The following is a 25087-nucleotide window of genomic DNA, read 5'->3' as shown; positions in this document are numbered from 1 at the left end:
TGGACTAATCGACGGAATGGGCCGGCCGTCCCGTGCATTTGGCAAACAGGGCGATGGCCTTGTCGCACACCGCGCAATGCCCCTCGCAGCAGTCGCGCATGAGGAATGCCACGAGGTCAGACAGCGCCGGGAAGATCGCGCTGTAGATGATCGACCGGCCCTCTCTCCGGCTTTCGACCAAGCCAGCCTGTTCGAGCTGGCTCAGGTGGAAGGATATGCGCGAGGGCGGCGCGCCTTCCAGTGCCTCGGCAATCGCCCCCGCTGCACGGCCATCGGCGCCGGCCACAACCAGCATCCGCACGATCCGGAGACGGGTCTGATTTGAAATTGCAGCGAAGGCACCGAGTGCTTGATTTTCGTTCATCGGTCGCTCAATAGTTCAACTTCATTTGAAATGTATCCGTTCCTGGCGAGCGGGGCAATTGAGGCGAACGGATGAATCCTCACGGGATCGCCACGCGCGGGCCAGCTACCGGCTCCGTTTCGTGGCTGGATAGACTATTGTGCGCGATCAGCCTGCTAATGCGCCGCAATTGCGTGTTTGGTCGTTCACCTTCTCTATGCGCGGTCATCACCGTCACCCTTGCTATCATGTGCTTGGCCGCGCCGGCGTCCGCCCAAACCGCGCCCGCCCAAACGATCTGGCGGCTGCTCGATTACATCGCGGTCGACTATCCCGAAGCGATCGCGGATGGGAAGGTCGTCAATCCAACCGAATATGATGAGATGAAGGAGTTTTCGGCGACGGCGAGCAAGCTGATCGGCGAGCTGCCGGCAACCCCAGCGAAAGCCAACCTCGCGCGTCAGGCCACCGCACTCGAACGGATCATCGCGACCAAAGCCCCGCCGCCCGCCATCGCGGCCGCCGCGCGCGGCCTCGCTGCCGATCTCATCAAGTCTTATCCGGTCCCGCTCGCCCCAAGCGTCGCACCCGATTTCGCGCGGGGAAAAGCTCTCTATGCCCAGCATTGTGCGAGTTGCCACGGTGTGACGGGTAATGCCGATGGTCCTCAGGCCAAGGACTTAGAACCGCCGGCCATCGCCTTTACGGACGAGGCGCGAGCACGCGAGCGCAGTGTGTTCGCGCTCTACCAGGTAATCGAACAGGGCCTCGACGGCACCAGCATGACGAGCTTTGCCGAGCTGCCGCCGCAAGACCGCTGGGCGCTCGCTTTTTATGCCGGCTCCTTCGCCTATCCTGACGACAAGGCGTCAAGTGGCAAGGCGCTGTGGGCCGCCGACGCCGCCCTTCGCAAGAGCTTCGATCTGGAAAGGCTTGTGGGTTTGACGCCGGCCGCCCTCGCGGCCGAATTAGGCGAGGACAGGGCGCAGCAGGTCACGGCCTATCTGCGCCGCAATCCCGAAGCGGCCGCCACCAACCAAGCCTCCGGGACACTCACGCTGGCGCGTTCGCGGCTTGACGAGGCGCTGGCGGCCTATGGCCGTGGGGACCGCAAGGCCGCGACCGATCTGGCGTTGTCGGCCTATCTTGATGGTTTCGAGCCCGTCGAGGCCGTCCTGTCGGCGCGCGACAATGCCCTGATGATCCGCATCGAAGGGGCGATGGCCGATCTACGCGCCGCAATCGCCAGGGGTGATCCAGTAGCCGCCGTTCAAAGTCGCGTGTCTACGCTCGACGGGCTGTTCGCGGCCGCTGAGACGGCCCTTGCGCCCAGCGAAGCCTCGGCAACGTCCAGCTTCGTAGCTGCCTTCACGATCCTCGTGCGGGAGGGGCTAGAGGCGATTCTGATCGTCATCGCCATGATTACGTTCCTAGCCAAAGCCGATCGCCGCGATGTGCTGCCCTACGTGCATGGGGGATGGATTGCGGCACTCGTCGCCGGGGCCGGGACTTGGGCGGCGGCGACCTGGCTCATCACGGTGAGTGGTGCGAGCCGCGAGCTGACCGAAGGGTTCGGCGGTGTGTTCGCGGCGCTAGTGCTGCTTTGGGTTGGCATCTGGATGCACGGCAAGAGCCATGCGGATGCATGGCAACGCTATATTCGCGATAAACTGGGCCACGCCCTCAATCGCCGATCTGCGTGGTTCCTGTTCGGCCTCGCCTTCATCGTCGTCTATCGCGAGGTCTTTGAGACGATCCTGTTCTATGCCGCAATCTGGAGCCAGGGGAACGGCGGCGCGGTGATCGCGGGCGCTCTTGCGGCAAGTGCGGTGTTGGCGGTCATCGCCTTCGTCATGCTGCGCTACAGCCGCACGCTCCCGATTGGCAAATTCTTCGCTTACAGCTCCGCGCTGATAGCCGTGCTGGCGGTCGTGTTGATCGGTAAGGGCAGCGCGGCGCTGCAAGAGGCCGGCTATCTTCCCATCACACCTTGGGCAGGACTTCCCCGAAGCGAGCTGCTGGGGATCTACCCGACTCGGGAGACGATCGTCGCTCAGCTCGTCATGGGCACGATGCTGGTCTTGGGGTTCCTGTGGAACCGGCGAAGCGCCGCCAAGGCCGGCAAGGTAGCGGTATGACGACCGCCGCCCTGCGCGACCGGCTCGAAGGGAGTCAGGTCGCAATTTACTTCGCGGCGGTGATCGCGGGCGCGGTGATCGCGTTCGCGATTCCCGGCACGGCGTCATGGGAGGCCTCGATCAACCCGGCGCTGGCGCTGATGCTGTTCGTCACCTTCTTGCAAGTGCCGCTGGCGGAGCTCGGCCGCGCTTTCCGCCAAACCCGTGTCCTAGTTGCGATGCTGGTGACGAATTTCGTCATCGTTCCGCTACTGGTGGCAATCCTAATTCAGTTCGCGCCTAACGATCCGATGATCCGGTTGGGCGTGCTGCTGGTGCTGCTGTGCCCATGCATCGACTATGTGGTGACCTTCGCTCACCTCGGCCGTGCCGATGCGAAGTTGCTGCTGGCATCGACGCCTGCCCTGCTGATCGTCCAGATGCTCCTTCTGCCGGTCTATCTCCGGCTGTTTCTCGGCGCGGACGCCTCGCGGCTCGTACAAGCCGGCCCCTTCCTTCACGCCTTCCTGTGGTTGATCGCGATCCCGCTCGCGCTCGCCTTCATCGTCCAGCTATGGGCGCGGCGATCGGTTATTGGGGAGCGTGCCTCAATCAGCCTCGGTCTTTTGCCGGTGCCGGCGACAGCGCTGGTCTTGCTCATCGTCATTGCTGCGGTCGTTCCGCAACTCGGCCAAGCAATCGGCGCTGCCCTACGAGTGACGCCGATCTACATCGCTTTCGCTATCCTGGCCCCCCTGCTTGGCTGGGGCGTCTCGCGCGTCGCCAAGTTGGATGCGGAAGCTGGGCGTGCGATGGCGTTCAGCGCCGCCACTCGCAATTCGCTAGTCGTTCTGCCGCTCGCGCTGGCTGTGCCTGGCGCTGTTCCACTTCTACCTGCCATCATCGTCGCGCAGACGTTGGTGGAACTGGTGGCAGAGCTGGTGTTCATCCGAGCCATACCAAGGCTGGGGGCGACGACAGCCTGACAGTTCGGATCGCTCTAAATCCCGCCACGTCGGCCCGCATGCCCGCTAAAAATATCGACCTATAGAGCTGGCGCTTTTCCATATATCCTCTAATCTGGATATATGGAAAATGAGTCGGCTATCTCAGCGCTGGGTGCGCTTGCGCAAGGAACGCGCCTCGATGTGTTCCGACTACTGGTGCGCCATGAGCCTGACGGTCTGGCTGCGGGCGAAATCGCCCGCCAGCTCGACGTTCCGCAAAACACCATGTCGGCGCACCTCGGCATTCTCGCCCGCGCCGGCCTGGTCCGCTCCGAACGGCAAAGCCGCTCGATCATCTACCGCGCCGATCTGGACGGCCTGCGAGCGCTGACGCTGTTCCTCGTCAAGGACTGCTGCGCCGGCAACGCCGCGCTATGCGCGCCGCTCATTGCCGAACTCGCTCCCTGCTGCTGATGGAGACCAGCATATCCGACACGCCCGAACGCACGTTCAACGTCCTGTTTCTTTGCACGGGCAATTCCGCTCGCTCGATCCTCGCCGAAAGCGCCCTCAACAAGCGGGGAGGACGCTTCCGCGCCTTCTCGGCGGGGAGCTACCCCAAGGGAGCGGTCAACCCCGATGCGCTCGCCCTGCTCGAACGGATCGAATATCCGATCGCCGGCCTTCGCTCGAAAAGCTGGGATGAGTTTGCCGCTCCCGGCGCGCCCGTCATGGATTTCGTGTTCACCGTCTGCGACGACGCGGCCGGCGAAACCTGCCCGGTGTGGCTTGGGCATCCCATCACGGCGCATTGGGGAATCGAAGATCCATCCCGCGTTGAAGGGACTGCGATCGAGCGTGAGCGTGCGTTCGTCACGGCGCTGCGCTACCTCGAAAATCGCATCGCCCTGTTCACGTCGCTGCCGATCGACAAGCTGGAAGCCTCGGCGCTGCGCGCCAAGGTGCGCGAGATAGGGCAGGGGGAGGGCGCGTCGTCGCCGCGATCGGACGTGGCGTGATGGAAACCGACATCATCATTTATCACAACTCCGAGTGCGGCACGTCGCGCAATGTCCTGGGCCTGATCCGCAACGCCGGCATCGAGCCGCACGTCGTCGAGTATCTGAGAACGCCGCCCGCGCGCGCGCTGCTGGTCCAGCTCGTCGAGCGCGCCGGGATCGCACCCCGCGATCTGCTACGCGAGAAGGGGACGCCCTATGCGGAGCTGGGCCTGGGCGACGCGTCTCTTTCCGACGACGCGCTGGTGGACGCGATGATGGCGCATCCGATCCTCATCAACCGGCCGCTCGTCGTCTCGCCGCTGGGCGTGAAGCTCTGCCGCCCCTCGGAAGCCGTGCTTGATCTGTTGCCCGCCCCCCAGGTCGGGGCCTTCGCCAAGGAAGATGGCGAACGGGTCGTGGACGAGCGCGGCGCGCGCGTCGCCGCCAGTGCCAAGGAATAGCCATGTCCACGATCGCTCCCATCGCCGGTCCCGCACCGGCCCGTCCCGGCATGGGGACATTCGAGCGGTATCTGACCCTGTGGGTGGCGCTCTGCATCGTCGCCGGCATTGGCCTCGGGCATCTGCTTCCCGGCCTGTTCGCGTCGATCGCCACGGCCGAAGTGGCGCGCGTCAATCTGGTTGTCGCCGTGCTGATCTGGCTGATGATTATCCCAATGCTGCTCAAGATCGACTTCGGCTCGCTCGGATCGGTCCGCCAGCACTGGAAAGGGGTCGGCGTAACGCTGTTCATCAATTGGGCGGTCAAGCCGTTCTCGATGGCGGCGCTCGGCACGTTCTTCATAGGATACCTGTTCGCGCCGCTGCTGCCGGCGGGGGAGGGGCCGTCCTATATTGCCGGGCTGATCCTGCTCGCCGCCGCGCCCTGCACGGCGATGGTGTTCGTCTGGTCGAACCTCTGCGACGGGGAGCCGACCTATACGCTCTCCCAGGTTGCCCTCAACGACGTGCTGATGGTGTTCCTCTTCGCGCCGCTCGTCGCGCTGCTGCTCGGCGTCGCCGCGATCACGGTGCCGTGGGACACGCTGCTGCTGTCGGTCGTCCTATACATCGTCGTGCCGGTGATCGTCGCCCAAGTGATCCGGCGCGGCGTGCTGGCGAGCGGGGGCAAGCCCGCACTCGATCGGCTGCTCGCCCGCCTCGGGCCGGTGTCGCTGGTCGCGCTGCTGGCGACGCTGGTGCTGCTGTTCGGCTTTCAAGGCGAGCAAATCATCGCGCAACCGCTGGTGATCGCGCTGCTGGCCGTTCCCATCCTCATCCAGGTCTATTTCAACGCCGGCCTCGCCTACTGGCTGTCACGCCGGTTCGGCGTCGCCTGGTGCGTCGCTGGCCCGGCCGCGCTGATCGGCGCGTCCAACTTTTTCGAGTTGGCGGTCGCCGCCGCGATCTCGCTGTTCGGCTTGAAGTCGGGTGCGGCGCTGGCGACGGTCGTAGGCGTGCTGGTCGAGGTGCCGGTGATGCTTTCGGTCGTCGCGATCGTGAAGCGATCGCGAAGCTGGTATGAGCGGGGCGCGGCCGCCTGATGCCGCTGCGCCGGCTCTCCGATCCCGACAACATGCCGGCGCTTGATCCGGCCTTTGTGCGCCAACGGCCCGCGCTGGGGCTCGGCGCGGCCGATCCCGCGCCGCGAATACTGCTGCTCTACGGGTCGTTGCGCGAGCGATCGTTCTCGCGCCTTGCCGTCGAGGAAGCTGCTCGCCTGCTGCGGCTTTTCGGGGCTGACACGCGCATATTCGATCCCTCCACGTTGCCGCTGCCCGATCAGGTGAAGGGAGACGACCACCCGGCCGTCCACGAGCTGCGCGAGCTGTCTATGTGGTCAGAGGGCCAAGTGTGGTGCAGCCCGGAGCGGCACGGTCAGATAACCGGGATCATGAAGGCGCAAATCGACCATCTACCGCTGGAAATAAAGGGGATGCGCCCGACGCAAGGGCGCACGCTCGCTGTCATGCAAGTATCGGGCGGCTCGCAGTCCTTCAACGCGGTCAACACCCTGCGGCTGCTCGGCCGCTGGATGCGTATGTTCACGATCCCAAATCAATCCTCGGTCGCGATGGCCTATAAGGAGTTCGATGAAGCCGGCCGCATGAAGCCGTCGAGCTACTATGATCGGATCGTGGACGTGATGGAGGAGCTGGTCCGGTTCACGGTGCTAATGCGCCCGCACGCCGCGCAGCTCGTCGATCGCTACTCTGAGCGGAAGCAACAGGGGCTTCCGGTCGATGCCACAACCGATCTATCGGCTATCGCAACAGTAGCCGAATAGAAGTATCCTAATGGGGCAAGGCTCAGCCTTGGCTGCACTTCAAATCGATCGCGCCCATTGCTAGCTGAGATTGGGAGCCGCCTTCGTTCGCGACTTCCTCATCCACGCAACGCTGCCTCGGCGTGCGGGTGTCCATCGGCTGCTCTTTCACTAACCGCATGATATAACGCCTCACCAAAGCCAATTAGTAGAACGAATTCTTTTCTGAACTAGTTGACGTGCTATAGGGCGGCTAATGGAACGCTTCCTAGCCCTGATCCTGATGTGCCTCGTCTCGCTGTCGTTGATGGCGGGCACGGTCGCGCACGCGGCTGAGCCCATTGGTTGCTTGGATTCAGACGTTGCGGCGGGCCTCGGCCATGCCGATGGCGACCGCGATCAGGTTCCGTCTGACGGTGGAAAGGCGATGCCGCACCATCACGGCGGTTGCCACGGTCACCAGATCGGCGAGCCTGTGAAGGATGGGTTCGCGACCCAGGTGCATTTACGCACCGCGCCGCCCTTCCTTCCCAATGCGAAGGGTCGCGTCTCCAACTCGACCGATCCGGCTCACCGCCCTCCAAAGGCCTGACGATTCCAGTCTAGCCCCGTCCTCGGGGCTCCCTCGGAATTGTTAGGAGTTTTTCGATCATGCACCGATTGTTCGCGGCCTTGCTGGCCGCGACCGCTTGCGCGAGCATCGCGCAGGCCCAAACCACGCCGTCGGCTGAAGCCGGTCCGGGACAGCCACAAAGCACGTCACCCGCCCTAGCAGGCCCATCTTTCACTGTTGACCGCGCGCTCGAACTTGCGGGCGTCGTGTCACCGGCGCTTGAAGCCGCTTCGGCGGACGTCCGCGCGGCCGAGGCGGGACGCCAGGTTGCCGGGCTACGCCCTAATCCCAGCGTTACTGTTGAGGCGGAAAATGTCGGCGGCTCCGGCCAGTATCGCGGCACCCGGAGCCTCGAAGCGACGACTTCCCTCACGCTGCCGATAGAACTTGGCGGCAAGCGATCGGCGCGGATCGCGGTGGCGGACGCACGGACCGATCGGGCAGCGATCCAGGCCGCGATCGCGCAAGCTGATCTTCGGATCAGCGTTGTACGAGCTTACGCGGAGGCCGCCTCAGCGGAGCGCCGACTTGTCACGGCCCACGATCAGGCTCGCATAGCGAACGAGACGCTGCGCGCTGCTCAGGTCCGCGTGCAGGCGGGCCGCGCGTCGCCGATCGAAGTGCAACGCGCTGACGTTGCACGGGTCAACGCCGACGCCGCGCTGTTGCGGGAAGAGCGGACCTTGGAAGTCGCCCGTTTCAGTCTGTCGCGCATCATCGGTCAGCCGATCTCGGGGCCGCTCGATGCGGACTGGTTCTCCCATGTTCCCGCAATCTATGGCCCGCTTCGGCCAATCGAAAGCGCGGGCACGCTCGTCATGGCGGCGGCCGATGCCGACCTTGCCATCGCTGACGCCAGCGTGCGCCTCGCCCGCTCGCAGCGCGTGCCTGATCTGACGGTTGGGGCCGGCGCACGCCGGCTTGAGCAGACCAACGACACGGCGGCGATTTTCAGCCTGTCGATCCCTATACCGTTATTCAACAACGGGCGGGCGGCGCTGTCGCAAGCGTCAGCAGAGCGACAGCGTGCCGACGCCCAGCGGCGTGTCACCGCACTCGATGTGGATCAGGCAATCGCCCGCGCTCAAGCAGATGCCGCCAACGCGGCCACGAGCGCAGCCGCCGCCAGCGGCCCCGCGCTTGCCGCCGCCGAAGAAGCCGCGCGCATCGCCCGCATCGGGTATCGGGAGGGCAAATTCGGCCAGCTCGATTTGCTCGATGCCGAACGGACGCTCGCCGCGACGCGGGCTGCGGCGATCGACGCGCTGCTCTCCTACCACATCGCCCAGGCGCAGCTTGAGCGGCTTACCGCCCGCGCGCCGGTCACACAGGGGGAATGACAATGAAGACCCGTACTATAGCGGCCTTGCCGCTAACACTCGCCGCACTTCTTATGGTCGGATGTTCCGGCGGCGATCAGACCGCCGACAACGCGCAGAACGCCGTCACGGTCGAAAACGGTGCCGCGTCTGAAAAGGGCGGCCACGCCGAAGAAGAAGGCGAGATCGACCTGAGCGCGGATCAGATTCGCAAAGCCGGCATCGAATTGGTGAGCGTGATCCGCAGCGGCGGCGGAGCGTTGACCCTCCCCGCGACGATCGAAGGCGATCCGCAAGGGATGCAGATCGTTTCGGCTGCGATTGGCGGCCGTGTGGTGTCGCTCACCCGCAACCTCGGCCAGTCGGTCGGGCGCGGACAGACACTCGCCATCATAGAAAGCCGTGAGGCCGCATCGCTCAACGCCGAAGTTGAGGCGGCGCGCGCGAGGCTTGGGCTCGCAGAATCGAACCTGCGCCGAGAGCAGCGTTTGTTCGATCAGAAAGTCTCGCCCGAACAGGATCTGATTGCGGCACGCACGGCAGCCACCGAAGCGCGTATAGCATTGCGCCTCGCGCAACAGCAGGTGTCTGCTGCCGGTGGCGGCGGCGGTGCCCTCAATCGCATCGCGATCACCGCACCCCTGTCGGGCCAGGTCGTTGCGCGCAGCGTGACGCTGGGCCAGACGGTCGCGGCCGACGCCGAATTGTTCCGCGTCGCCAACCTCGGACGGGTCGCGGTCACACTCGCGCTATCGCCGGCTGATGCCGGCAAGGTGCGGCCCGGCTCTCAAATCGAGATCGTCTCGGGCGATAGGCGATCGGTGGCGCGGGTCGATTTCGTCTCGCCGATCCTCGACGAAACCACACGACTCGCCAGCGTGATCGCAGTCATCGACAACCGCTCCGGCCAATGGCGCGTGGGCGAGCCCGTCACGGCGGCGATCCAGCTTGCGGGCAATGGTTCCGCGTCGCTGCTCGTGCCGCAAGGCGCGGTACAGACGGTCGAAGGTCGGCCCACGGTGTTCGTGCGAACCGATCATGGCTTCAAGGCGACCCCCGTCACGCTCGGAAGCCCGAACGGCGACAACGTGGTCGTGACGTCGGGGCTTAAAGGCGACGAACAGCTTGCCGGCCCTAACAGCTTCACCCTCAAGGCTGAGCTCGGGAAGGGCGAAGCGGAGCATGGGCATTGATCATGATCGACCGCATCGTCACATTTTCCGTCGAGCGCCGCTGGTTTATCCTGCTCGTGACGCTCATCGCCACGGTCATTGGAGGATGGGCGATTTCTCGCCTGCCGATCGATGCCGTTCCCGACATCACCAACAATCAGGTGCAGATAAACATCGCCGCACCGGCGCTTTCGCCCGAGCTGGTCGAAAAGCAGATTGCCTTTCCGATCGAAACCGCGCTCGCCGGAGTTCCCGGCCTTGAAAATACTCGGTCGCTCAGTCGCAACGGGTTCGCCCAAGTCACGGCCGTCTTCACGGATTCTACCGATATCTATTTCGCCCGCCAGCAGGTTGCAGAGCGACTGCGCGTTGCCGAGGAGAGTCTGCCCGACGGCGCGGTTCCCACCATGGGACCGATCGCGACGGGCCTGGGCGAGGTCTATATGTGGACCGTCCATTTCCAGCATCGCAAGGAGGACAAACATAAGCCCGGCGACCCCGGCATGCAGCCCGATGGCAGCTACATCACACCAGAGGGCGACCGGCTCGTTAGCGAGGCCGATCAGGCGACTTATCTGCGTACCACACAGGATTGGATCGTCGCGCCGCTGTTGAAGAACACGCCAGGTCTTGCCGGCGTCGATTCGATCGGCGGCTATGTGAAGCAGTTTCAGGTCATCCCCGATGTCCAGCGGCTCGCCGCCTTGGGGTTGAACCTGACCGATCTCGCCCGCGCGCTTGAAGAGAATAATGTCGGCGTCGGTGCCGGCGTGGTCGATCGTGGCGGCGAAGGCCTCGCCGTCCGCTCAGACTCTCGCATCCGCAATATCGGCGAGCTGGCCGGCACCGTCATTGCCACCCGCGAAGGCACACCGATCCGACTCGACCAGGTCGCGCAAGTGCGCCTCGGCCAAGCAATCCGCTATGGCTCCGCATCTGAGAATGGCAAGGAGGTGGTGGTTGGCACCGCGATCATGCGGATCGGCGAAAACAGCCGCACCGTAGCATCGGCGGTCGCCGAACGGATCAATGGGATTAACGCGTCGCTGCCCACGGACGTCGTGATACAGCCGGTGCTCGACCGCACCGCGCTCGTCAACTCGACGATCAAGACGGTGGCAAAGAACCTCGCCGAAGGCGCGTTACTCGTCATTGTCGTCCTGTTCGTGCTGCTCGGCAATTTCCGGGCGGCGCTGATCGCAGCGCTGGTCATTCCGATCACCATGGCCATGACCAGCTTCGGCATGTTGCAAGGCGGGGTCTCTGCCAATCTGATGAGCCTCGGCGCGTTAGACTTCGGCCTTATTGTCGATGGCGCGGTCATCATCGTTGAAAACGCGCTGCGGCGGATGGCCGAACGACAACATCACTATGGCCGCACACTCGCGCTCGAGGAACGGCTGTCCGTCATTGCTCAGGCCGCGCGCGAGATGATCCGCCCTTCCGTGTTCGGGCAGGCAATCATCATCCTCGTCTATGTGCCGCTGCTCACGCTCACAGGGGTTGAGGGCAAAACCTTCACGCCGATGGCGTTGACGGTCATCATCGCACTCGTCTTCGCCTTTATTCTCTCGCTGACCTTCGTGCCGGCCATGCTCGCGATCTGGCTGTCGAAGCCGGTCGAAGAGAAGGAAGGCCGGATCATGACCTGGCTCAAGCGCAAATATGAGCCGGGACTTGACCGCGCGATGAAGCGGCCGACGCTCACCATGGGCGTCGGCGTCGGCGCGTTCCTTGCCGCCATCCTCACCTTCTCGTTCCTTGGCCAGGAGTTTCTACCCCAGCTCGACGAGGGCGATTTGACCGCCCAGGTGCTCCGCGTGCCGGGGACGTCAATCGATCAGAGTCAGGCGATGCAGTCGCGGATCGAGCGGGAGATCGGCAAGCTGCCCGAAGTGCGGTTCGTTTTCTCAAAGACAGGTACGGCGGAACTCGCCGCCGACCCCATGCCCCCTAACATTTCAGACACCTTCATCATCATGAAGCCACGTGAAGAATGGCCGGACTCGGGGCTCAGTAAGGCCGATTTGGTGGCGAAGGTCGAGAAGACGCTTGAAAGTTTGCCGGGCGGCGCGTTCGAGATCACCCAGCCCATTCAGATGCGCTTCAACGAACTAATCGCCGGCGTTCGCGGCGACCTCGCCGTGAAGGTGTTCGGCGACGACACCGATGCAATGAACGCGACAGCCAACGCCATCGCGGCCGTGCTGCGCAAGACGGAAGGCGCCGTTGACGTTCGGGTGGAGCAGACCGAGGGCCTGCCCATGCTCGACATTCGGCCGCGCCGCGACATAATGTCGAGACTCGGCGTCACCGCGCAGACTGTGCAGGACACTATCTCCGCTGCGATCGGCGGCCGAGATGCTGGCATGATCTTCGAGGGCGATCGGCGGTTCGCCGTCACCATCCGCCTGTCAGATGTGGCGCGTGCCAATCTGCAAACGCTCGGCCAGGTGCCGGTGCCACTGCCGAATGGCGGGTTCGTGCCGCTGCAAAGCGTCGCCGACATCGGCGTGACCGATGGTCCCAACCAGATCAGCCGCGAAAACGGCAAGCGGCGTGTCGTCGTGCAGGCGAACGTGCGCGGCCGTGACGTGGCGGGCGTGGTTGCGGACGCGCAGGCTGCTATCGCAAGCCAAGTGCGCCTGCCTGCCGGGCAATATCTAGATTGGGGCGGTCAGTTCGAGAACCTGCAATCGGCAACCGAGAGGCTGATGCTGGTGGTGCCGGGCTGTTTCGTGCTGATCATGCTGCTGCTCTACGGGGCGCTCGGGAGCGTGCGCGACGCCGCGATCGTGTTCACCGGCGTGCCGCTGGCGCTGGTGGGCGGCGTGCTCGCCCTGTTCCTGCGTGGCATGCCCTTCTCGATCTCGGCGGCGGTGGGGTTCATCGCGTTGTCCGGCATCGCGGTCCTGAACGGCCTTGTCATGGTAACGTCGATTCAGGAACTGATGGCCCGAGGCATGGACCGCGCAAAGGCGGCCTATGAAGGCGCGATGATGCGGCTACGGCCTGTGGTCATGACGGCCCTGGTCGCGTCGCTCGGCTTCGTGCCCATGGCCATCGCGTCGGGTGCGGGCGCGGAAGTGCAAAAGCCGCTGGCGACGGTCGTCATTGGAGGCCTCATCTCGGCGACCCTGCTGACGCTGTTCGTGCTGCCGACGCTCTACGCCCGCTACGGGCGTAGGGAGACAGACATTCCAGCGTCCAGCAAGCGGCCTGACGCGCCGACGCCCGATCTCGCTGAGGCTCCGCTGTGAGCCTTGGCGACCGCCGCATCCCTAAAATGGGAGTGCACCGTGTTCAGCGGCGGGCGGCTTTGCCGTCCGCCGCACCGGACACCAGCGGAAGGTGATCCGCCCATGAAGGAAACAACCTCTTTCGGCCTGACCATCACCCCGATCCGGGCCTGGACCCATATCGTGGACCTACCCGCATTCGTGTTCTGGCATCCAAGTTATCGCTTTCGAGGAACCGCCGCGCCGGATGCTGATGTCAGCCTTACTTTCTCCCTGCTCAAGGGAGAGCTGCCGCTAACAACCGAAGCCAGGATCATCGCCTACGAACGGGCTCACCGGCTCGCCTGGCAGACGGGCCTCGGTGGGATATTTGCCCTTCGCGAGGAATATGCATTCGCCGGGACCGGCGCGCAGACGCAGGTTCGCCATACGATCGCGGTGGAAGGGGTGCTGAGCCCGCTTGGCTATTTGGCGCGGCGCGGCCTGCGCAAAGCCATGCAGGCGCAAGATGCAGCATTGATCCGCTACCTCAGCAAGGAAGCGCGCGGCAACGGCCTCACCGTCAATCGCCATCGCCGCCTGGTTCGCAAGGCGCAACTCGCGCGAAAGGCGGCCCAATGACTGACTCTGCTTCCTCGGACGCGGAGCGTCGCACGCTCTGGATCGTGCTGGTCCTCAACGCGGCGATCGCGCTTGCCTTTCTGATCGCCGGCGTCAGCGGCGATTCCAGTGCACTGCTCGCCAATGGCCTCGACAACCTGTCCGACGCCGCCGTCTATGCGCTGAGCCTGATCGCGCTCAGCCGGGGCACGAAATGGAAGACCCGCGCCGCTGGTGTGTCAGGCGTCATGCTCCTGATCTTCGCCGGAGGCATCCTGCTCGATGTCGGGCGGCGATACCTTCAGGGAAGCGAGCCGATCGGCGTCACCATGATGGCGATGTCGGCGGTCGCGGCCGTCGTGAACTATATCTGCCTCCGGCTACTGCAACGGCTGCGCAAGCCCGACGTCAATCTGCGCGCAGCGACAACTTTCAGCTTCAACGATTTCATATCAAACGGCGGGATTCTGGTCGCCGGACTGCTCGTCTGGTGGCTGGGCTCCAACTGGCCCGATCTGCTGGTCGGTTTCCTCACCGCGATTATCGCCGTGAAGGGCGGCGTCGAAATCCTGCGCGATACGAAAAAGGAAGCGCGCCAGGCCAAGGAAGAAAACCGATGAGCGCCATAGTTATCGGTGGCCGCACAAAAATGGCGGACCTCTCCGCTTCACCACAAAATCGCGCTCCGCGAAGGAGAACATCATGATCGAAAAACTTCGTCTCGATATTCCTGTCGTCCTCCCCGATGTTACGAGCGCCGCTGACGCCTGTGTCAAAAGGCTCGTCGGCTCGTTGGAAGGACGCCCCGGTGTCGAACAGGCCCATGTGGTAGCACCCGAAGCGGACGCTCCCGCAATGCTCTGCATCCACTTTGATCCAGAAGTGGTGTCGCTCTCGCGCATCCGCGAGCTAGCGCACGCTTCGGGCGCAGAAATTGGTGATCGCTTCGGACATGCGATCTGGCAGGTTGAGGGCATGAGCCATCAACGCCGCGCTCGCACGCTGGGCGATCGGCTGTGCGGCCTCCCCGGCGTCCTTGAGGCAGAGGCCAATGTGTCGGGTCTGGTGCGGGTGGAGTTCGATCGGTCGGCAACATCGCAAGAGTCGATTTTGAAGGCGCTGCGCGACGCTGGCGCTCGACCGATCGACGACAAGGCCGTCAAGCTCGTGTCGATCGTGCCAAAACACGACCATGCAAAGGATCATGACCATCCTGCCAGCGAAAAGCACGACCACGATCACGGTCATGGCGGTCTGCTCGGGCCGAACACGGAACTGATCTTCGCGCTCGCCTGCGGCTTGGCGCTTGGCGTCGGCTTTGCAATCGAGAAGCTAGTCGCCGACGCAAATGGTTGGCTGCCGTTCGTGCTCTACGTTGCCGCCTATGCGTTTGGCGGCTTCTACACGCTGCGCGAGGCGATCGAAAATCTTCGCCTGAAGCGCTTCGAGATCGACACGCTGATGCTAGTGGCCGCCGCCGGCGCGGCGGCGCTAGGCGCCTGGGCGGAGGGCGCGCTGCTGCTGTTCCTGTTCAGCCTTGGCCATGCGCTCGAACATTATGCCATGGGCCGCGCCAAGCGCGCGATCGAAGCGCTGGCGGAGCTGGCACCGCGCACCGCTATGGTGCGGCGTCCCGATGGCGGCACGAGCGAGGTTCCAGTCGAGAACCTCAAGCTCGGGGATATTGTCATCGTGAAGCCCGATGAGCGGGTCGCCGCCGACGGCTTCATCGTCAAGGGCATCACCGCGATCAACCAAGCCCCCGTCACCGGCGAGAGCATGCCGGTCGATAAGCGCCCCGTACAAGACGATGCTGCTGCCCGCCAGAATCCCGATAGCGTGGACGCGGCAAGTCGCGTTTTCGCCGGCACGATCAATGGCAGCGGGCTTGTCGAAATTGAAGTCACCCGCCTATCAACCGAAAGCACACTTGCCAAAGTAGTGAAGCTGGTCAGCGAAGCCGAAACACAGAAATCGCCGACACAGCGCTTCACTGACCGTTTTGAGCGCTTCTTCGTGCCGGCGGTGCTCGCGCTTGCCTTTGTGCTGCTGTTCGCCTGGGTGGTGGTCGACGAGCCTTTCCGCGACAGCTTCTACCGCGCCATGGCGGTGCTGGTCGCAGCGAGTCCCTGTGCGCTCGCCATCGCGACACCCAGCGCCGTTCTATCGGGAGTCGCGCGCGCAGCGCGGGGCGGCGTCCTCATCAAGGGAGGCGCACCGCTCGAATTGCTCGGCTCGCTGGACGCGATCGCGTTTGATAAGACCGGCACGCTCACCAAGGGTGAGCCCCGCATACAAGAAATCATCCCCGCGCCAGGCGTGACCAAGGAAGACCTCATGGCGATCGCCGTGGCCGTCGAGAGCCTGAGCGATCATCCTCTCGCGCAGGCGATCGCCCGAGATGGCCGCGAGCTTGTCGGCGATCAAAAGATACCCCGGGCCGACAATCTGAAGAGCCTCACGGGTCGCGGCGTCTCGGCCCTTGTCGGTGAGGATGAAGTCCTGATCGGCAAGGCCGAGATGTTCGGTGCGGACGGCATCGCGCCGCTGTCCGCCGAAATGGCGACTGCTATCGAAAAGCTGCGCCAAGGCGGGCAGACGAGCATGGTCGTGCGCCGCGCCAACAAGGATATGGGAGCAATTGGCCTGCTCGACACGCCGCGTGAGGCCGCACGAGACGCACTCGCGAAGCTGCGCGCCCTCGGCATCAAGCGGATGATTATGATCTCAGGAGATCACCAGCGCGCCGCCGATGCCATCGCCAGAGAAGTCGGCATCGACGAGGCTTGGGGCGACCTCATGCCAGAGGATAAGGTTGACGCGATCAAGAAGATTCGGGCCGAAACGAAGGTCGCCATGGTCGGCGATGGCGTCAACGACGCGCCGGCTATGGCGACGGCCACGGTGGGCATCGCCATGGGTGCTGCCGGGTCCGACGTCGCACTCGAAACGGCTGATGTGGCCCTGATGGCAGACGATCTTGCGCATCTGCCATTTGCGGTCGGGCTCAGCCGGAGCACCCGCTGGGTCATCCGTCAGAACGTCTTTGTGAGCCTCGGCGTGGTCGCCTTCCTTGTCCCCGCGACTATCCTTGGGCTCGGTATCGGTCCTGCGGTCGCCATGCACGAAGGCTCAACTTTGCTCGTCGTGTTTAATGCTCTCCGGCTACTCGCTTACCGCGATCGCTCGGACGCGGCAGCCTGATCGCCACAATGGTATCAATACCGGCCATCCACACTCGATATCCTTGGAGCGGTTCTCGCCGGCCCGTTGATGTGGTTCTAGCCTCGCAGCTACTAACTGCGATGTAATGTTGTAGTCGCGATTTGGGCCGATGTGCCCTCAGTCTCGCGCAGCTCGCCAACTGCTTGGGTGATGATCTGGAGGCCGCCCCAAAGTCCAAGCCCCGCCATCAGGGCTGCCACGATCAGGTCCGGCCAGGCTGTACCAGTCCCAAATACGCCGGCCGCTGCCAGCACGACGGCGATGTTGCCGATCGCGTCATTGCGCGAGCAAATCCAGACAGAGCGCATGTTCGCATCGCCCGTCCGGAAGCGGTAGAGCATCAAAGCCACTGCGGCGTTCGCGACCAGCGCCGAAACGCCGATCACCCCCATCACCTCGGCCAGTGGTGCCGCGCCGTGGAACACTCCCCAAGCCGTGGCGAGAAGCACATATAGCCCGAGCACGACAAGCGTCACGCCCTTGAGCAGCGCAGCGCGGGCGCGCCAGACGAGCGCCATGCCGGCGACGCCCAGGCTGATCGCGTAGTTGGCGGCGTCGCCGAAGAAGTCGAGCGCATCGGCCTGAAGAGCCTTTGACCCGCCTGTGATGCCAGCGACAATCTCGACCGCGAACATGCCCGCGTTGACCGCAAGCGCGATCCATAGCGCGCGCCGCCATTTGGGGTCGTTGAGAGTGCCGCCCTTGTCCGATGGGCAGCTCGTGCAAGCCATGATTGTCACCTCGATCGAATCGACATGACAGCCTATATGCACCCTCTAGTCGCTATAGGGTCAAGGGCCGTGATTGAGAAACTAACGATCGGCAAGCTGGCGGAAGCGACGGGCACCAAGGTCGAGACAATCCGCTGGTATGAGAAGGCTGGCCTAATCGCGCCTCCGGCCCGCACGAGCGGAAACTACCGCGTCTACGCGCGCGATGATCTAGCGCGGCTCTCCTTCATTCGCCGCGCGCGCGACCTCGGTTTCTCGCTTGATCAGGTCCGCGCGCTACTGGACTTGGCCGGGCAGCGCGAGCGCGACTGCGGGACCGTTGACCTCATCGCGGGCGAGCACCTGGCTGAAGTCGATCGCAAGCTCGCGGACCTCTCTGCGCTGCGGCGCGAACTTGCCCGGCTCATTTCGACGTGCGAAGGCGGAACGGTTGCCGAGTGCCGTATCTTGGAAGCCCTGGCGCCGGCTGCCTAGAAAGTTACCGACGAGGGCAACGCGCTCATTCTAATCCTGACATGAGCCTGGCCTAGATTAGCACCCGCTCTACCTCGTCTAGCGTCACGTCATCCGGGCGACGGTCGTAGAGCTGGGTAGTGCGGGTCGAGCTGTGATTGGCCATTATCGCAGCGTTCTCCAGCGAGCCGCCGTTCTTCAAATAGGCGGTGATCCCGGTCGCGCGGAACGAGTGGTTGCCAATCGCCGTGCCGATCTCGGCCGCCGCCGCGCGCCGGCGCACCATCGCGAACGCATTGGCCTGGGGCAGGGGGGTGTCGCTTAGTCGCCTAGTCCCGCGCGCGAGCGTGCGGAACAACGGCCCCTTGCGATCGTCGCGCAGCGCGCACCCGTCGAGATAGGCGGCCAGATATTCCTCCAGATTATGGTGGCACGGCATCTCGTGCCGCTTGCCGCCCTTCTCGTGCAGGCGGACCCATAGCCGCCGATTCTGCACGAACACGTCCTCGACCCGCATGGCGAGGGCCGCGCCGATCCGCGCGAACGAATAGATCATCAGCCCGATAAGGGCGCGGTCGCGTAAGCCGGCCGGCGTCGTCACGTCGATCGTATCGAGCAACCGTCGCGCCTCGTCCGGGGCCAGCACCGGCGTCTTGCCGCGCCGGACGCTGTGCACCGGCCCGCGCACCGACGCCGCCGGATTCACCGGCACGACCTGGCCCGTCACCAGCCAATCGAACAGGTGGCGCACGCCGGCAAGCTGCTGCTTGACGCTGGGAGGCGAAACCTCGCGCGCCAGCACCTCGATCCAGGCCGCGACATGGAGCGGCTGCACACCAGCTAGCGATGCCACACCCCGCGCTTCGCACCAGGCCAGGAAGTCGCCGGCGGCGCGGGCATAGGCGCGGCGCGTGTGCGGGTTGCGGATGGTGACTGCGAAGAACTCAAGGAAGCGAAGGCGCGCGCGATCGTCGGCCGACGCGATCAGCGCCGGCAGCGCCAGCGTGGGCGAGTCCAGGGGGACGAGCTGGTTCATGATGGGAAGCTGTGACATTCGATTGTGGCCATAGTTGTTCCTGATCCCCCGAACTCGCCCTGATTGTTCCTAAAACCCCGAACTTTGCATTCTAGTGGGTGAAACCCCGAACCCAATCATATCCACCATGTGTGGCTTCACTCTATGTATGATAAAGGACATTATCATATGTAGATTGATGAGTGAATCCACTTCGTCAATCTCATCATTCTGATCCGGGCTTCTGCACCATCCAAGGTGCGGAAGTAGCTTGCTGGCTCGCAAGGTCACAACCGACCGGTTTTGACACCTAAGTAGTTGTGTATTGGTCAAGCAATTCAATCACCGCACAACTCGCCGCCCCGTCGCCCTCGCAACGGTCGATCGTCGTGGCAAGCAGGCTTTCGAGTTGCGCTAGATCTGCCATTTTCGCGCGAACCCGCTCCAGGTGGTGGGCCGCGATCTCGCGGACCTCACTGCACGACGCCTGCGCGGGACCGCCAAGTGACAGGATCGCGCGCACCTCGGCCGGGGTGAAGCCGAGTTCGCGCGCGCGACGGATGAATCCAAGGGCGCGAACGTGGCCGGCCCCATATACTCGCCGGCCCCCGCTCGTGCGGGGTGGGGTCGCGACAATGCCGACGCGCTCGAAATAGCGGATCGTCTCGATGTTCACGCCGGTTCGGCGCGACAACTCGCCGATAGCTAGGCCTTTCTCATCCCTCATAATTCGCTTGCTCCTGTAGCCGCTACAGGAAGCATAGGGGTTATTCCGCCGGAGACGACTGATGAATCAAAGGATTTTGCCGCACGAAACCCTGGCCGCTTCCGCATCGCCACGCCGCGCCGACGCGGGACTATCCGCCCTCGGTGCGCTGGCGAGCCTCGGCGCGGTTCTAGCCGCCGCATCCTGCTGCGTCTTGCCGCTCGCGCTGGTGGCGCTGGGCGTGGGGGCGGGCCTGTCGAGCACCTTCGCCGCGCTGATGCCTCTGCGCTGGCCGCTGACGGCGCTTTCCCTCGTCGGCCTAGCTGCCGGGTGGTGGGCGTATGAGCGGCGTCGGAGGACCTGCGCTGCGGATCGGTCCTGCACCGTGACCCTACCGTCCCGCGCAACTCCGATCATGCTCACGATCGGCACGGCCCTGACGCTGACCGCGCTGATATGGGATCACATGGAAGCGCCGCTTATAAAGGCGCTTTCCTGATGCAGCTCACCTCCACGCTGACCTGTCCCAAGTGCGGCGGTGTCGCGACCGAGACGATGCCTACCAACGCCTGCCAGTTCTTCTATGATTGCCGGCATTGCGCGGCGGTGCTGCGGCCCCTCGCCGGCGACTGCTGCGTGTTCTGCTCGTTCGGCGATGTTCCATGCCCTCCGATTCAGGAGGCGAAGGCGAACGGAACCGTGGGGAGCTGCTGCGGGTGACGGGGGAATCGCACCTTTAATCCGGGATGAGCGCGTAACCCCGGGTTTGTAGATTCGCCAGGGTTGTGAGCGCTGAATCATCGATCTCAACGCCCGAGGCCACTTGGCTCGGCATGATACCATTTCCGACCATGGCCTGACTGCATACGCGGACCGAAACACCAGCTTTCTGGAGAGCCGCAATCAGCGCAACATTCGGGTTTGCCGCTACCTTCATACGCGCCGCATAGGGCGCGTTCTGCAGGGTGAGCGGGGTCGCGGGACCATGGATGATGACGGCGATGTCACCAGCAGCAGGATGGACCTTGTCCGCGCCAAGCAGGTTCACGAAGCGCGCCACCTTCTCAAGGCTGGGATTTACTCTGTCGGGAGAGCTTGCGGCCTTGCTGACATTGAACAAGACACGGTAGCGAAGCTTGGGATCGGGCCGCTCGGCAGCACTGGGCACGGCCACGATCCCGCCAAATCCCGGAATCACAGGGTAAACCAGATTATCCTGTGCAGCTAGCGAGGCACCACCCGTCAGCATCGTTGCCGCGAGTAAAAGTGCGGCAAGGGCTCTTTTTGACAACGTTGCTCTCCTGTTGAACGGTAGATGCTGCATAAACTCTCCAGAAGTAGCAGCCCCTGCCTACGCAACACTAAACTGGCCCATCATTCCATTGTCCTCATGTTCAAGGATATGGCAGTGATACATGAAAGGAGCGCTTTTTGCGGGCTGATCAAACCGGATGAGAAGCTCCACCGGCTCCTTGACGAGGATCGTATCGCGCGGCCCCTGGTCGAGAACATCGGGCTGACCGCCCCCGCGGGTGAGAACATCAAAGTGGACGCCGTGGATATGGACCGGGTGGCGCATCATTTCGCCAGACACCTCCCATATTTCGGTGGAGCCTAGTTTCACCGCCTCATCGATGCGATTCATGTCGAATGGCTTGCCATTGATCGTCAGACCGCCACCGCCGCTTCCTGAGCCCATCATGCCGCCCATGCCCATGTTGAGGATCAGACTGCGACGGCGCACCGCCTTGCTGGCGTCGGGCCGAGTTCGTGATGCCAGTAGGGAGGGCACGGCGGCGCTGGCACGAGCCTGTCCCGACGGCCGTGGTTCAAACCGCAGCACGGTCGATGGCGCGGCAGCGTCGGTCCTACTGGCGCTCCGCCCCATCATACCCATACCTCCCATCATCGAGGCGTTGGTATCAGCCGCCGTGACCAGCGAGGTGGGCCTGCCGTCCGTGAAGTCCACCAGAAGCTCAGCGCGCTGGCCCGGCGCCAAAGTTATGGCCGCCAACGCTACTACCCGTTCGAGTAGCCCGCCTTCGGTTCCGATCCAGTGAAAGCTTCGTTGATCGGAAAACGACAGCTCATAGATCCGAGCGTTCGATGCGTTGACGAGCCGCAGGCGAACCAACCGGTTTGGCACTGCCGCCAGTGGGTTTACCGCTCCGTTCACAAGGATCGTGTCGCCGCGCCGCCCTTGCATGGCGACCATCATGCCGCCTGGCATGACGAGGCGGCCATTTTCGAACTGGCGATCCTGGATAAGCAGGGGCAGATCGTCCACGCCATATTCTGACGGGAGCCCCAGGCCCTGCTCCTCGTCGTCGGTTACCAGCAACGCCCCCGCCAGACCTGAATAGACCTGCTCGGCCGTCAACCCATGGACGTGTGAGTGATAAAGGAGGGTCGCTGCCGGCTGCCGGATCGGAAGCGTCGGTCGCCAGGTCGCGCCCGGCGCGATGATCTGATGGGGGCCACCATCCAGCTCTCCGGGAATCAGAAGCCCGTGCCAGTGCACAGTCGTGTCCGCATCGAGCCCGTTGGTCACGGTAGCCGCCACGTCGTCGCCGCGACGTACCCTGATCGTCGGTCCGAGATAGCTGCCATTATACCCGAGCGTGTCGCTCGGGCGGCCTGGATAAAATGAAGTCGTTCCGGACTGGACCTGTAGCGCGAACGACCGCCCTGGCTGCGCATCCAACAGCGGGGGCACCGGGAGCGGGTTTGCACCACCTCTGTCGATAGCCGGCGTGGAGCGCGAGCAAGCGGCGGTAGCGAACAATGCCGCTCCGCCGGCCAAGAGCGAACGTCGATCGAGCATCTAAATCCGCCCCAGCGTGCAGCGCAGCTTGGAAGCTACTCCGGCCGCCTCGACGATCAGCATAGGGTTGCTCGCACTCCGGCACTTCAAAGGTTCGAAGGCCGCTTCCTCCCAAAGGAGCCTCGACAGCTCGGCGAAATAATAGCTCACGGGAACCTCCAAAGGTGGCGCTTGATCGACCGCCACTCCATCATATATGTTGCATATAGGATGTTTGGAGCAACCGTGCCACCTTCTCTCGTTGAAATGTCCCCGGAGCTTTTGGAGGAAAAGGCTGGCGAAGCCGAAGCGTTCCTCCGTTCGCTTGCGAGTCGGCACCGGCTAATGATCCTGTGCAGCCTGCTCGGCGGGGAGTTGTCGGTAAGCGATCTGGGCGAACGCCTTGGACTGACACAGTCCAATCTGTCCCGCCATCTGGCCACGCTGCGCGACGAGGGCCTGGTCGGCACGCGGCGGGAGAAAACGACGATATTCTACCGCATCACGTCCGAGCGCGTGCTGCCGATCCTGACGGAACTCTACACACTCTTTTGTGCTGGCGCCGATGCTGAACAAGGAGAATCCTGACGATGGAGGGATTCATCCCATTTTCGGCCATCGCGGGCGGCGCGCTCATCGGCCTCTCGGCCTCCCTCCTGTGGCTCGCCAACGGGCGCATTGCCGGTATCAGTGGCGTCATAGGGGGCGTGCTCGCGCCCGTTCGCGGCGATGTGGCGTGGCGCGGAATGTTCCTGGTCGGCCTGTTCGCTGCGCCCTTGCTCTACCGGGCGGCGGGCGGCGTGCTGCCGGACCTCACGTCACCGGCCCCCGTCGCCGTCGTGATCGCAGCCGGCCTTCTGGTGGGATTTGGGACTCGGCTTGGGAGTGGTTGCACCAGCGGGCATGGCGTCTGCGGAATAGCGAGGCTTTCGCCCCGCTCGCTCGCCGCGACCGGCATCTTCCTCATCACAGCGGCTGCGACTGTGTATGTCGCTCGGCACGTCGTGGAGCTTTGAGACAATGAGGAAGCTGCTCATCGCGCTGGCCTCGGGGCTCATTTTCGGCTTCGGCCTGATAGTCTCCGCCATGATCAGCCCAAGCAAGGTGCTGGCGTTTCTTGATGTCACTGCGTCGTCGTGGGACCCGAGCCTGGCCCTGGTACTGGCCTCGGCCGTCATGGTTTCCGCCTTGGGATTTGCACTCGGCCGAATGCGCGACGCTCCGCTTTTCGCAGCTAACTTCAATGGGCCAGCGTCCCGGTCCCTGGACAAGAAACTTCTCTCCGGCGCGGCGTTGTTCGGCGTTGGATGGGGCCTGGTCGGCTACTGCCCTGGTCCGGCCCTCGTCGCCCTGAGCCTCGGGGCGCCGGCGGCGCTGGTGTTCGTCGTGGCGATGCTGGTGGGCATGGGGGTCTTCGCTGTTCAGGAACGGTATCGTGCGGCCAGGGCGCCGGCCAACCCATGACATCGGTCGACATCCTCACGCTCATATCCGGTGTCCTCGTTGGCTTCACCCTCGGGGTGATCGGCGGCGGCGGCTCGATCTTGGCCCTGCCATTGCTGCTGTATGTCGTGGGCATGAAGGACCCGCACGTCGCGATCGGCACGAGTGCGCTGGCGGTGGCCGCCAATGCCTTCGCCAACCTGGTCCAGCACGCGCGGGCCGGAACCGTGAAGTGGCCCTGTGCCCTCGTTTTCGGGACGTCGGGCGTCATAGGCGCCCTGATCGGTTCCACACTGGGCAAGATGGTGGCGGGCCAGCACCTCCTGGTGCTGTTCGCAGGTGTCATGATCGTGGTCGGACTTTCGATGCTGCGCGGCAAATCCGGCGGCGGTGATCCGGACGTGCGGATCACGCGGCCGATCGCCATACGGCTCGTTGCCATCGGGCTTCTCGCCGGCCTGTTATCGGGATTCTTCGGCATCGGCGGCGGCTTTCTGATTGTGCCCGGCATCATGCTCGGCAGCGGCATGCCCATCCTCAATGCGGTCGGATCGTCGCTGTTTTCGGTGGGAGCATTCGGCTCGGCGACAGCCTTCAACTATGCCCTGTCAGGGCTCGTGGACTGGCGCGTGGCCGGCTTCTTCATCGCTGGCGGGGTCGCTGGCGGCATCGCCGGCATGCAAACGGCCATCCGGCTCGCCGGTCATAAGGGCCTGCTCACCCGCATCTTCGCTTTCGTCCTGCTGGCCGTGGCCGCCTACATGCTGTTCCGCAGCCTAGGCGGGATCGGCGGCTAGACACCATTGGAGACCGTCATGATCTTTCGTCAATTGTTCGAACCCGAATCCTCGACTTACACCTACCTCCTCGGTTGTCCGGAGACGCGCAAAGCCGTCCTAATCGATCCTGTCCTGGAGACGATCGAACGTGACCTTGCCGCGCTTCAGGAACTAGATCTTGAACTGGCCTATACGTTGGAGACGCATGTGCATGCGGACCACGTCACATCGGCCTGCTATCTGCGCAGCCTGACCGGCTCCAAGATCGCCTATCCCGCCATGGACGGCCTTCCCTGTGCTGACGTGGGCGTCGCCG

General features: G+C 63.9%; 29 protein-coding genes. 21 read left to right on the top strand and 8 right to left on the bottom strand.

Annotated features, from left to right (window positions below):
• Positions 1–4: 4 nt before the first annotated feature.
• Positions 5–364 carry an ArsR/SmtB family transcription factor gene (locus BFL28_RS11920; RefSeq protein WP_069320793.1) on the bottom strand — a complete coding sequence of 120 codons (360 nt, stop codon included), beginning with the start codon at positions 362–364 and terminating at the stop codon, positions 5–7.
• A gap of 227 nt (positions 365–591) precedes the next feature.
• Between BFL28_RS11920 and BFL28_RS11915 the strand changes: the two genes are divergently transcribed.
• The 7 genes from BFL28_RS11915 to arsH all read left to right on the top strand — a co-directional run bounded on the left by BFL28_RS11915 (position 592) and on the right by arsH (position 6694).
• Complete coding sequence (locus BFL28_RS11915) at positions 592–2481, top strand: FTR1 family protein (RefSeq protein WP_241527311.1); 1890 nt, start codon at positions 592–594, stop codon at positions 2479–2481.
• Positions 2478–3446, top strand: a complete 969-nt coding sequence (locus tag BFL28_RS11910) for an arsenic resistance protein (RefSeq protein ID WP_069320809.1) — start codon at positions 2478–2480, stop codon at positions 3444–3446. The genes BFL28_RS11915 and BFL28_RS11910 overlap by 4 nt, the downstream gene beginning before the upstream one ends.
• A gap of 102 nt (positions 3447–3548) precedes the next feature.
• Positions 3549–3881 carry an ArsR/SmtB family transcription factor gene (locus BFL28_RS11905; protein ID WP_069320791.1) on the top strand — a complete coding sequence of 111 codons (333 nt, stop codon included), beginning with the start codon at positions 3549–3551 and terminating at the stop codon, positions 3879–3881.
• The gene (locus tag BFL28_RS11900; RefSeq protein ID WP_069320790.1) at positions 3881–4426 is read left to right on the top strand and encodes an arsenate reductase ArsC; all 546 of its coding nucleotides are present in this window, start codon (positions 3881–3883) and stop codon (positions 4424–4426) included. The genes BFL28_RS11905 and BFL28_RS11900 overlap by 1 nt, the downstream gene beginning before the upstream one ends.
• On the top strand, positions 4426–4869 hold the full coding sequence (gene arsC / locus BFL28_RS11895; RefSeq protein WP_069320789.1) for an arsenate reductase (glutaredoxin): 444 nt from the start codon (positions 4426–4428) through the stop codon (positions 4867–4869). Before BFL28_RS11900 ends, arsC begins: the two co-directional genes overlap by 1 nt.
• 2 nt (positions 4870–4871) lie before the next feature.
• Entirely contained in the window at positions 4872–5951 is a 1080-nt protein-coding gene (arsB, locus tag BFL28_RS11890; protein WP_079247102.1) for an ACR3 family arsenite efflux transporter, read from the top strand.
• Complete coding sequence (gene arsH, locus BFL28_RS11885; RefSeq protein WP_069320787.1) at positions 5951–6694, top strand: arsenical resistance protein ArsH; 744 nt, start codon at positions 5951–5953, stop codon at positions 6692–6694. Before arsB ends, arsH begins: the two co-directional genes overlap by 1 nt.
• Positions 6695–7028: 334 nt before the next feature.
• Here arsH and BFL28_RS21155 read toward each other — a convergent pair whose 3' ends face one another.
• Entirely contained in the window at positions 7029–7178 is a 150-nt protein-coding gene (locus BFL28_RS21155) for a hypothetical protein (protein ID WP_173655735.1), read from the bottom strand.
• Between the two features lie 146 nt (positions 7179–7324).
• On the opposite strand from BFL28_RS21155, the gene BFL28_RS11880 reads away from it, so the two are divergent.
• The 6 genes from BFL28_RS11880 (at position 7325) to BFL28_RS11855 (ending at position 16820) form a co-directional block, all read left to right on the top strand.
• Positions 7325–8626, top strand: a complete 1302-nt coding sequence (locus tag BFL28_RS11880) for a TolC family protein (RefSeq protein ID WP_069320786.1) — start codon at positions 7325–7327, stop codon at positions 8624–8626.
• Positions 8627–8628: 2 nt separating this feature from the next.
• Positions 8629–9798, top strand: a complete 1170-nt coding sequence (locus BFL28_RS11875) for an efflux RND transporter periplasmic adaptor subunit (RefSeq protein ID WP_069320785.1) — start codon at positions 8629–8631, stop codon at positions 9796–9798.
• 2 nt (positions 9799–9800) lie between these two features.
• Entirely contained in the window at positions 9801–13037 is a 3237-nt protein-coding gene (locus BFL28_RS11870) for an efflux RND transporter permease subunit (RefSeq protein ID WP_069320784.1), read from the top strand.
• A 102-nt stretch (positions 13038–13139) separates the two neighbouring features.
• Positions 13140–13637 (top strand): SRPBCC family protein, encoded by a 498-nt coding sequence (locus tag BFL28_RS11865; RefSeq protein ID WP_069320783.1) that lies wholly within the window; start codon positions 13140–13142, stop codon positions 13635–13637.
• Positions 13634–14236 (top strand): cation efflux transmembrane domain-containing protein, encoded by a 603-nt coding sequence (locus BFL28_RS11860; protein WP_069320782.1) that lies wholly within the window; start codon positions 13634–13636, stop codon positions 14234–14236. Before BFL28_RS11865 ends, BFL28_RS11860 begins: the two co-directional genes overlap by 4 nt.
• Before the next feature lie 82 nt (positions 14237–14318).
• Entirely contained in the window at positions 14319–16820 is a 2502-nt protein-coding gene (locus BFL28_RS11855) for a heavy metal translocating P-type ATPase (protein WP_069320781.1), read from the top strand.
• Positions 16821–16912: 92 nt separating this feature from the next.
• Here the strand turns inward: BFL28_RS11855 and BFL28_RS11850 are convergent, their stop codons facing one another.
• Complete coding sequence (locus BFL28_RS11850) at positions 16913–17572, bottom strand: cation efflux transmembrane domain-containing protein (RefSeq protein ID WP_069320808.1); 660 nt, start codon at positions 17570–17572, stop codon at positions 16913–16915.
• Between the two features lie 24 nt (positions 17573–17596).
• Between BFL28_RS11850 and BFL28_RS11845 the strand changes: the two genes are divergently transcribed.
• Positions 17597–18046 carry a MerR family transcriptional regulator gene (locus tag BFL28_RS11845; protein WP_241527310.1) on the top strand — a complete coding sequence of 150 codons (450 nt, stop codon included), beginning with the start codon at positions 17597–17599 and terminating at the stop codon, positions 18044–18046.
• Between the two features lie 52 nt (positions 18047–18098).
• Here the strand turns inward: BFL28_RS11845 and BFL28_RS11840 are convergent, their stop codons facing one another.
• Together BFL28_RS11840 and BFL28_RS11835 are read right to left on the bottom strand one after the other, a co-directional pair.
• Positions 18099–19061: a tyrosine-type recombinase/integrase gene (locus BFL28_RS11840; protein ID WP_069320807.1), complete on the bottom strand. Its 963-nt coding sequence runs from the start codon at positions 19059–19061 to the stop codon at positions 18099–18101.
• Between the two features lie 289 nt (positions 19062–19350).
• Positions 19351–19767: a MerR family transcriptional regulator gene (locus BFL28_RS11835; protein ID WP_069320779.1), complete on the bottom strand. Its 417-nt coding sequence runs from the start codon at positions 19765–19767 to the stop codon at positions 19351–19353.
• A gap of 61 nt (positions 19768–19828) precedes the next feature.
• On the opposite strand from BFL28_RS11835, the gene BFL28_RS11830 reads away from it, so the two are divergent.
• Positions 19829–20245, top strand: coding sequence for a mercuric transporter MerT family protein (locus tag BFL28_RS11830; RefSeq protein WP_069320778.1), 417 nt, complete (start codon positions 19829–19831; stop codon positions 20243–20245).
• Positions 20245–20466 carry a GDCCVxC domain-containing (seleno)protein gene (locus BFL28_RS11825; RefSeq protein ID WP_069320777.1) on the top strand — a complete coding sequence of 74 codons (222 nt, stop codon included), beginning with the start codon at positions 20245–20247 and terminating at the stop codon, positions 20464–20466. Before BFL28_RS11830 ends, BFL28_RS11825 begins: the two co-directional genes overlap by 1 nt.
• A gap of 16 nt (positions 20467–20482) precedes the next feature.
• Here the strand turns inward: BFL28_RS11825 and BFL28_RS11820 are convergent, their stop codons facing one another.
• Genes BFL28_RS11820 through BFL28_RS20940 form a run of 3 tightly spaced genes read right to left on the bottom strand, consistent with a single transcriptional unit; the run spans position 20483 to position 22720 of the window.
• On the bottom strand, positions 20483–21070 hold the full coding sequence (locus BFL28_RS11820) for a DsrE family protein (protein WP_069320776.1): 588 nt from the start codon (positions 21068–21070) through the stop codon (positions 20483–20485).
• 27 nt (positions 21071–21097) lie between these two features.
• Positions 21098–22570 (bottom strand): multicopper oxidase family protein, encoded by a 1473-nt coding sequence (locus BFL28_RS11815; RefSeq protein WP_069320775.1) that lies wholly within the window; start codon positions 22568–22570, stop codon positions 21098–21100.
• Positions 22571–22720 (bottom strand): hypothetical protein, encoded by a 150-nt coding sequence (locus tag BFL28_RS20940; RefSeq protein ID WP_158011649.1) that lies wholly within the window; start codon positions 22718–22720, stop codon positions 22571–22573.
• A gap of 21 nt (positions 22721–22741) precedes the next feature.
• On the opposite strand from BFL28_RS20940, the gene BFL28_RS11810 reads away from it, so the two are divergent.
• The 5 genes from BFL28_RS11810 to BFL28_RS11790 all read left to right on the top strand — a co-directional run.
• Complete coding sequence (locus BFL28_RS11810) at positions 22742–23137, top strand: ArsR/SmtB family transcription factor (protein WP_241527308.1); 396 nt, start codon at positions 22742–22744, stop codon at positions 23135–23137.
• A gap of 2 nt (positions 23138–23139) precedes the next feature.
• Positions 23140–23565 (top strand): YeeE/YedE family protein, encoded by a 426-nt coding sequence (locus tag BFL28_RS11805; RefSeq protein WP_069320773.1) that lies wholly within the window; start codon positions 23140–23142, stop codon positions 23563–23565.
• A gap of 4 nt (positions 23566–23569) precedes the next feature.
• A complete protein-coding gene (locus BFL28_RS11800) occupies positions 23570–24013 on the top strand; it encodes a DUF6691 family protein (RefSeq protein ID WP_069320772.1) in 444 nt (147 codons plus the stop codon).
• Positions 24010–24789, top strand: a complete 780-nt coding sequence (locus BFL28_RS11795) for a sulfite exporter TauE/SafE family protein (RefSeq protein WP_069320771.1) — start codon at positions 24010–24012, stop codon at positions 24787–24789. Before BFL28_RS11800 ends, BFL28_RS11795 begins: the two co-directional genes overlap by 4 nt.
• Positions 24790–24807: 18 nt before the next feature.
• Positions 24808–25087, top strand: a 280-nt coding sequence (locus BFL28_RS11790; RefSeq protein WP_119184593.1) for an MBL fold metallo-hydrolase, incomplete at its 3' end; no start/stop codon positions are given.

It is taken from the genome of Sphingomonas turrisvirgatae (assembly GCF_001721295.1).
Taxonomy (GTDB): Bacteria; Pseudomonadota; Alphaproteobacteria; order Sphingomonadales; family Sphingomonadaceae; genus Sphingomonas; species Sphingomonas turrisvirgatae.
Note: the sequence above shows the minus strand (reverse complement) of the source record. Positions and strands in the feature narration are given on the sequence as shown.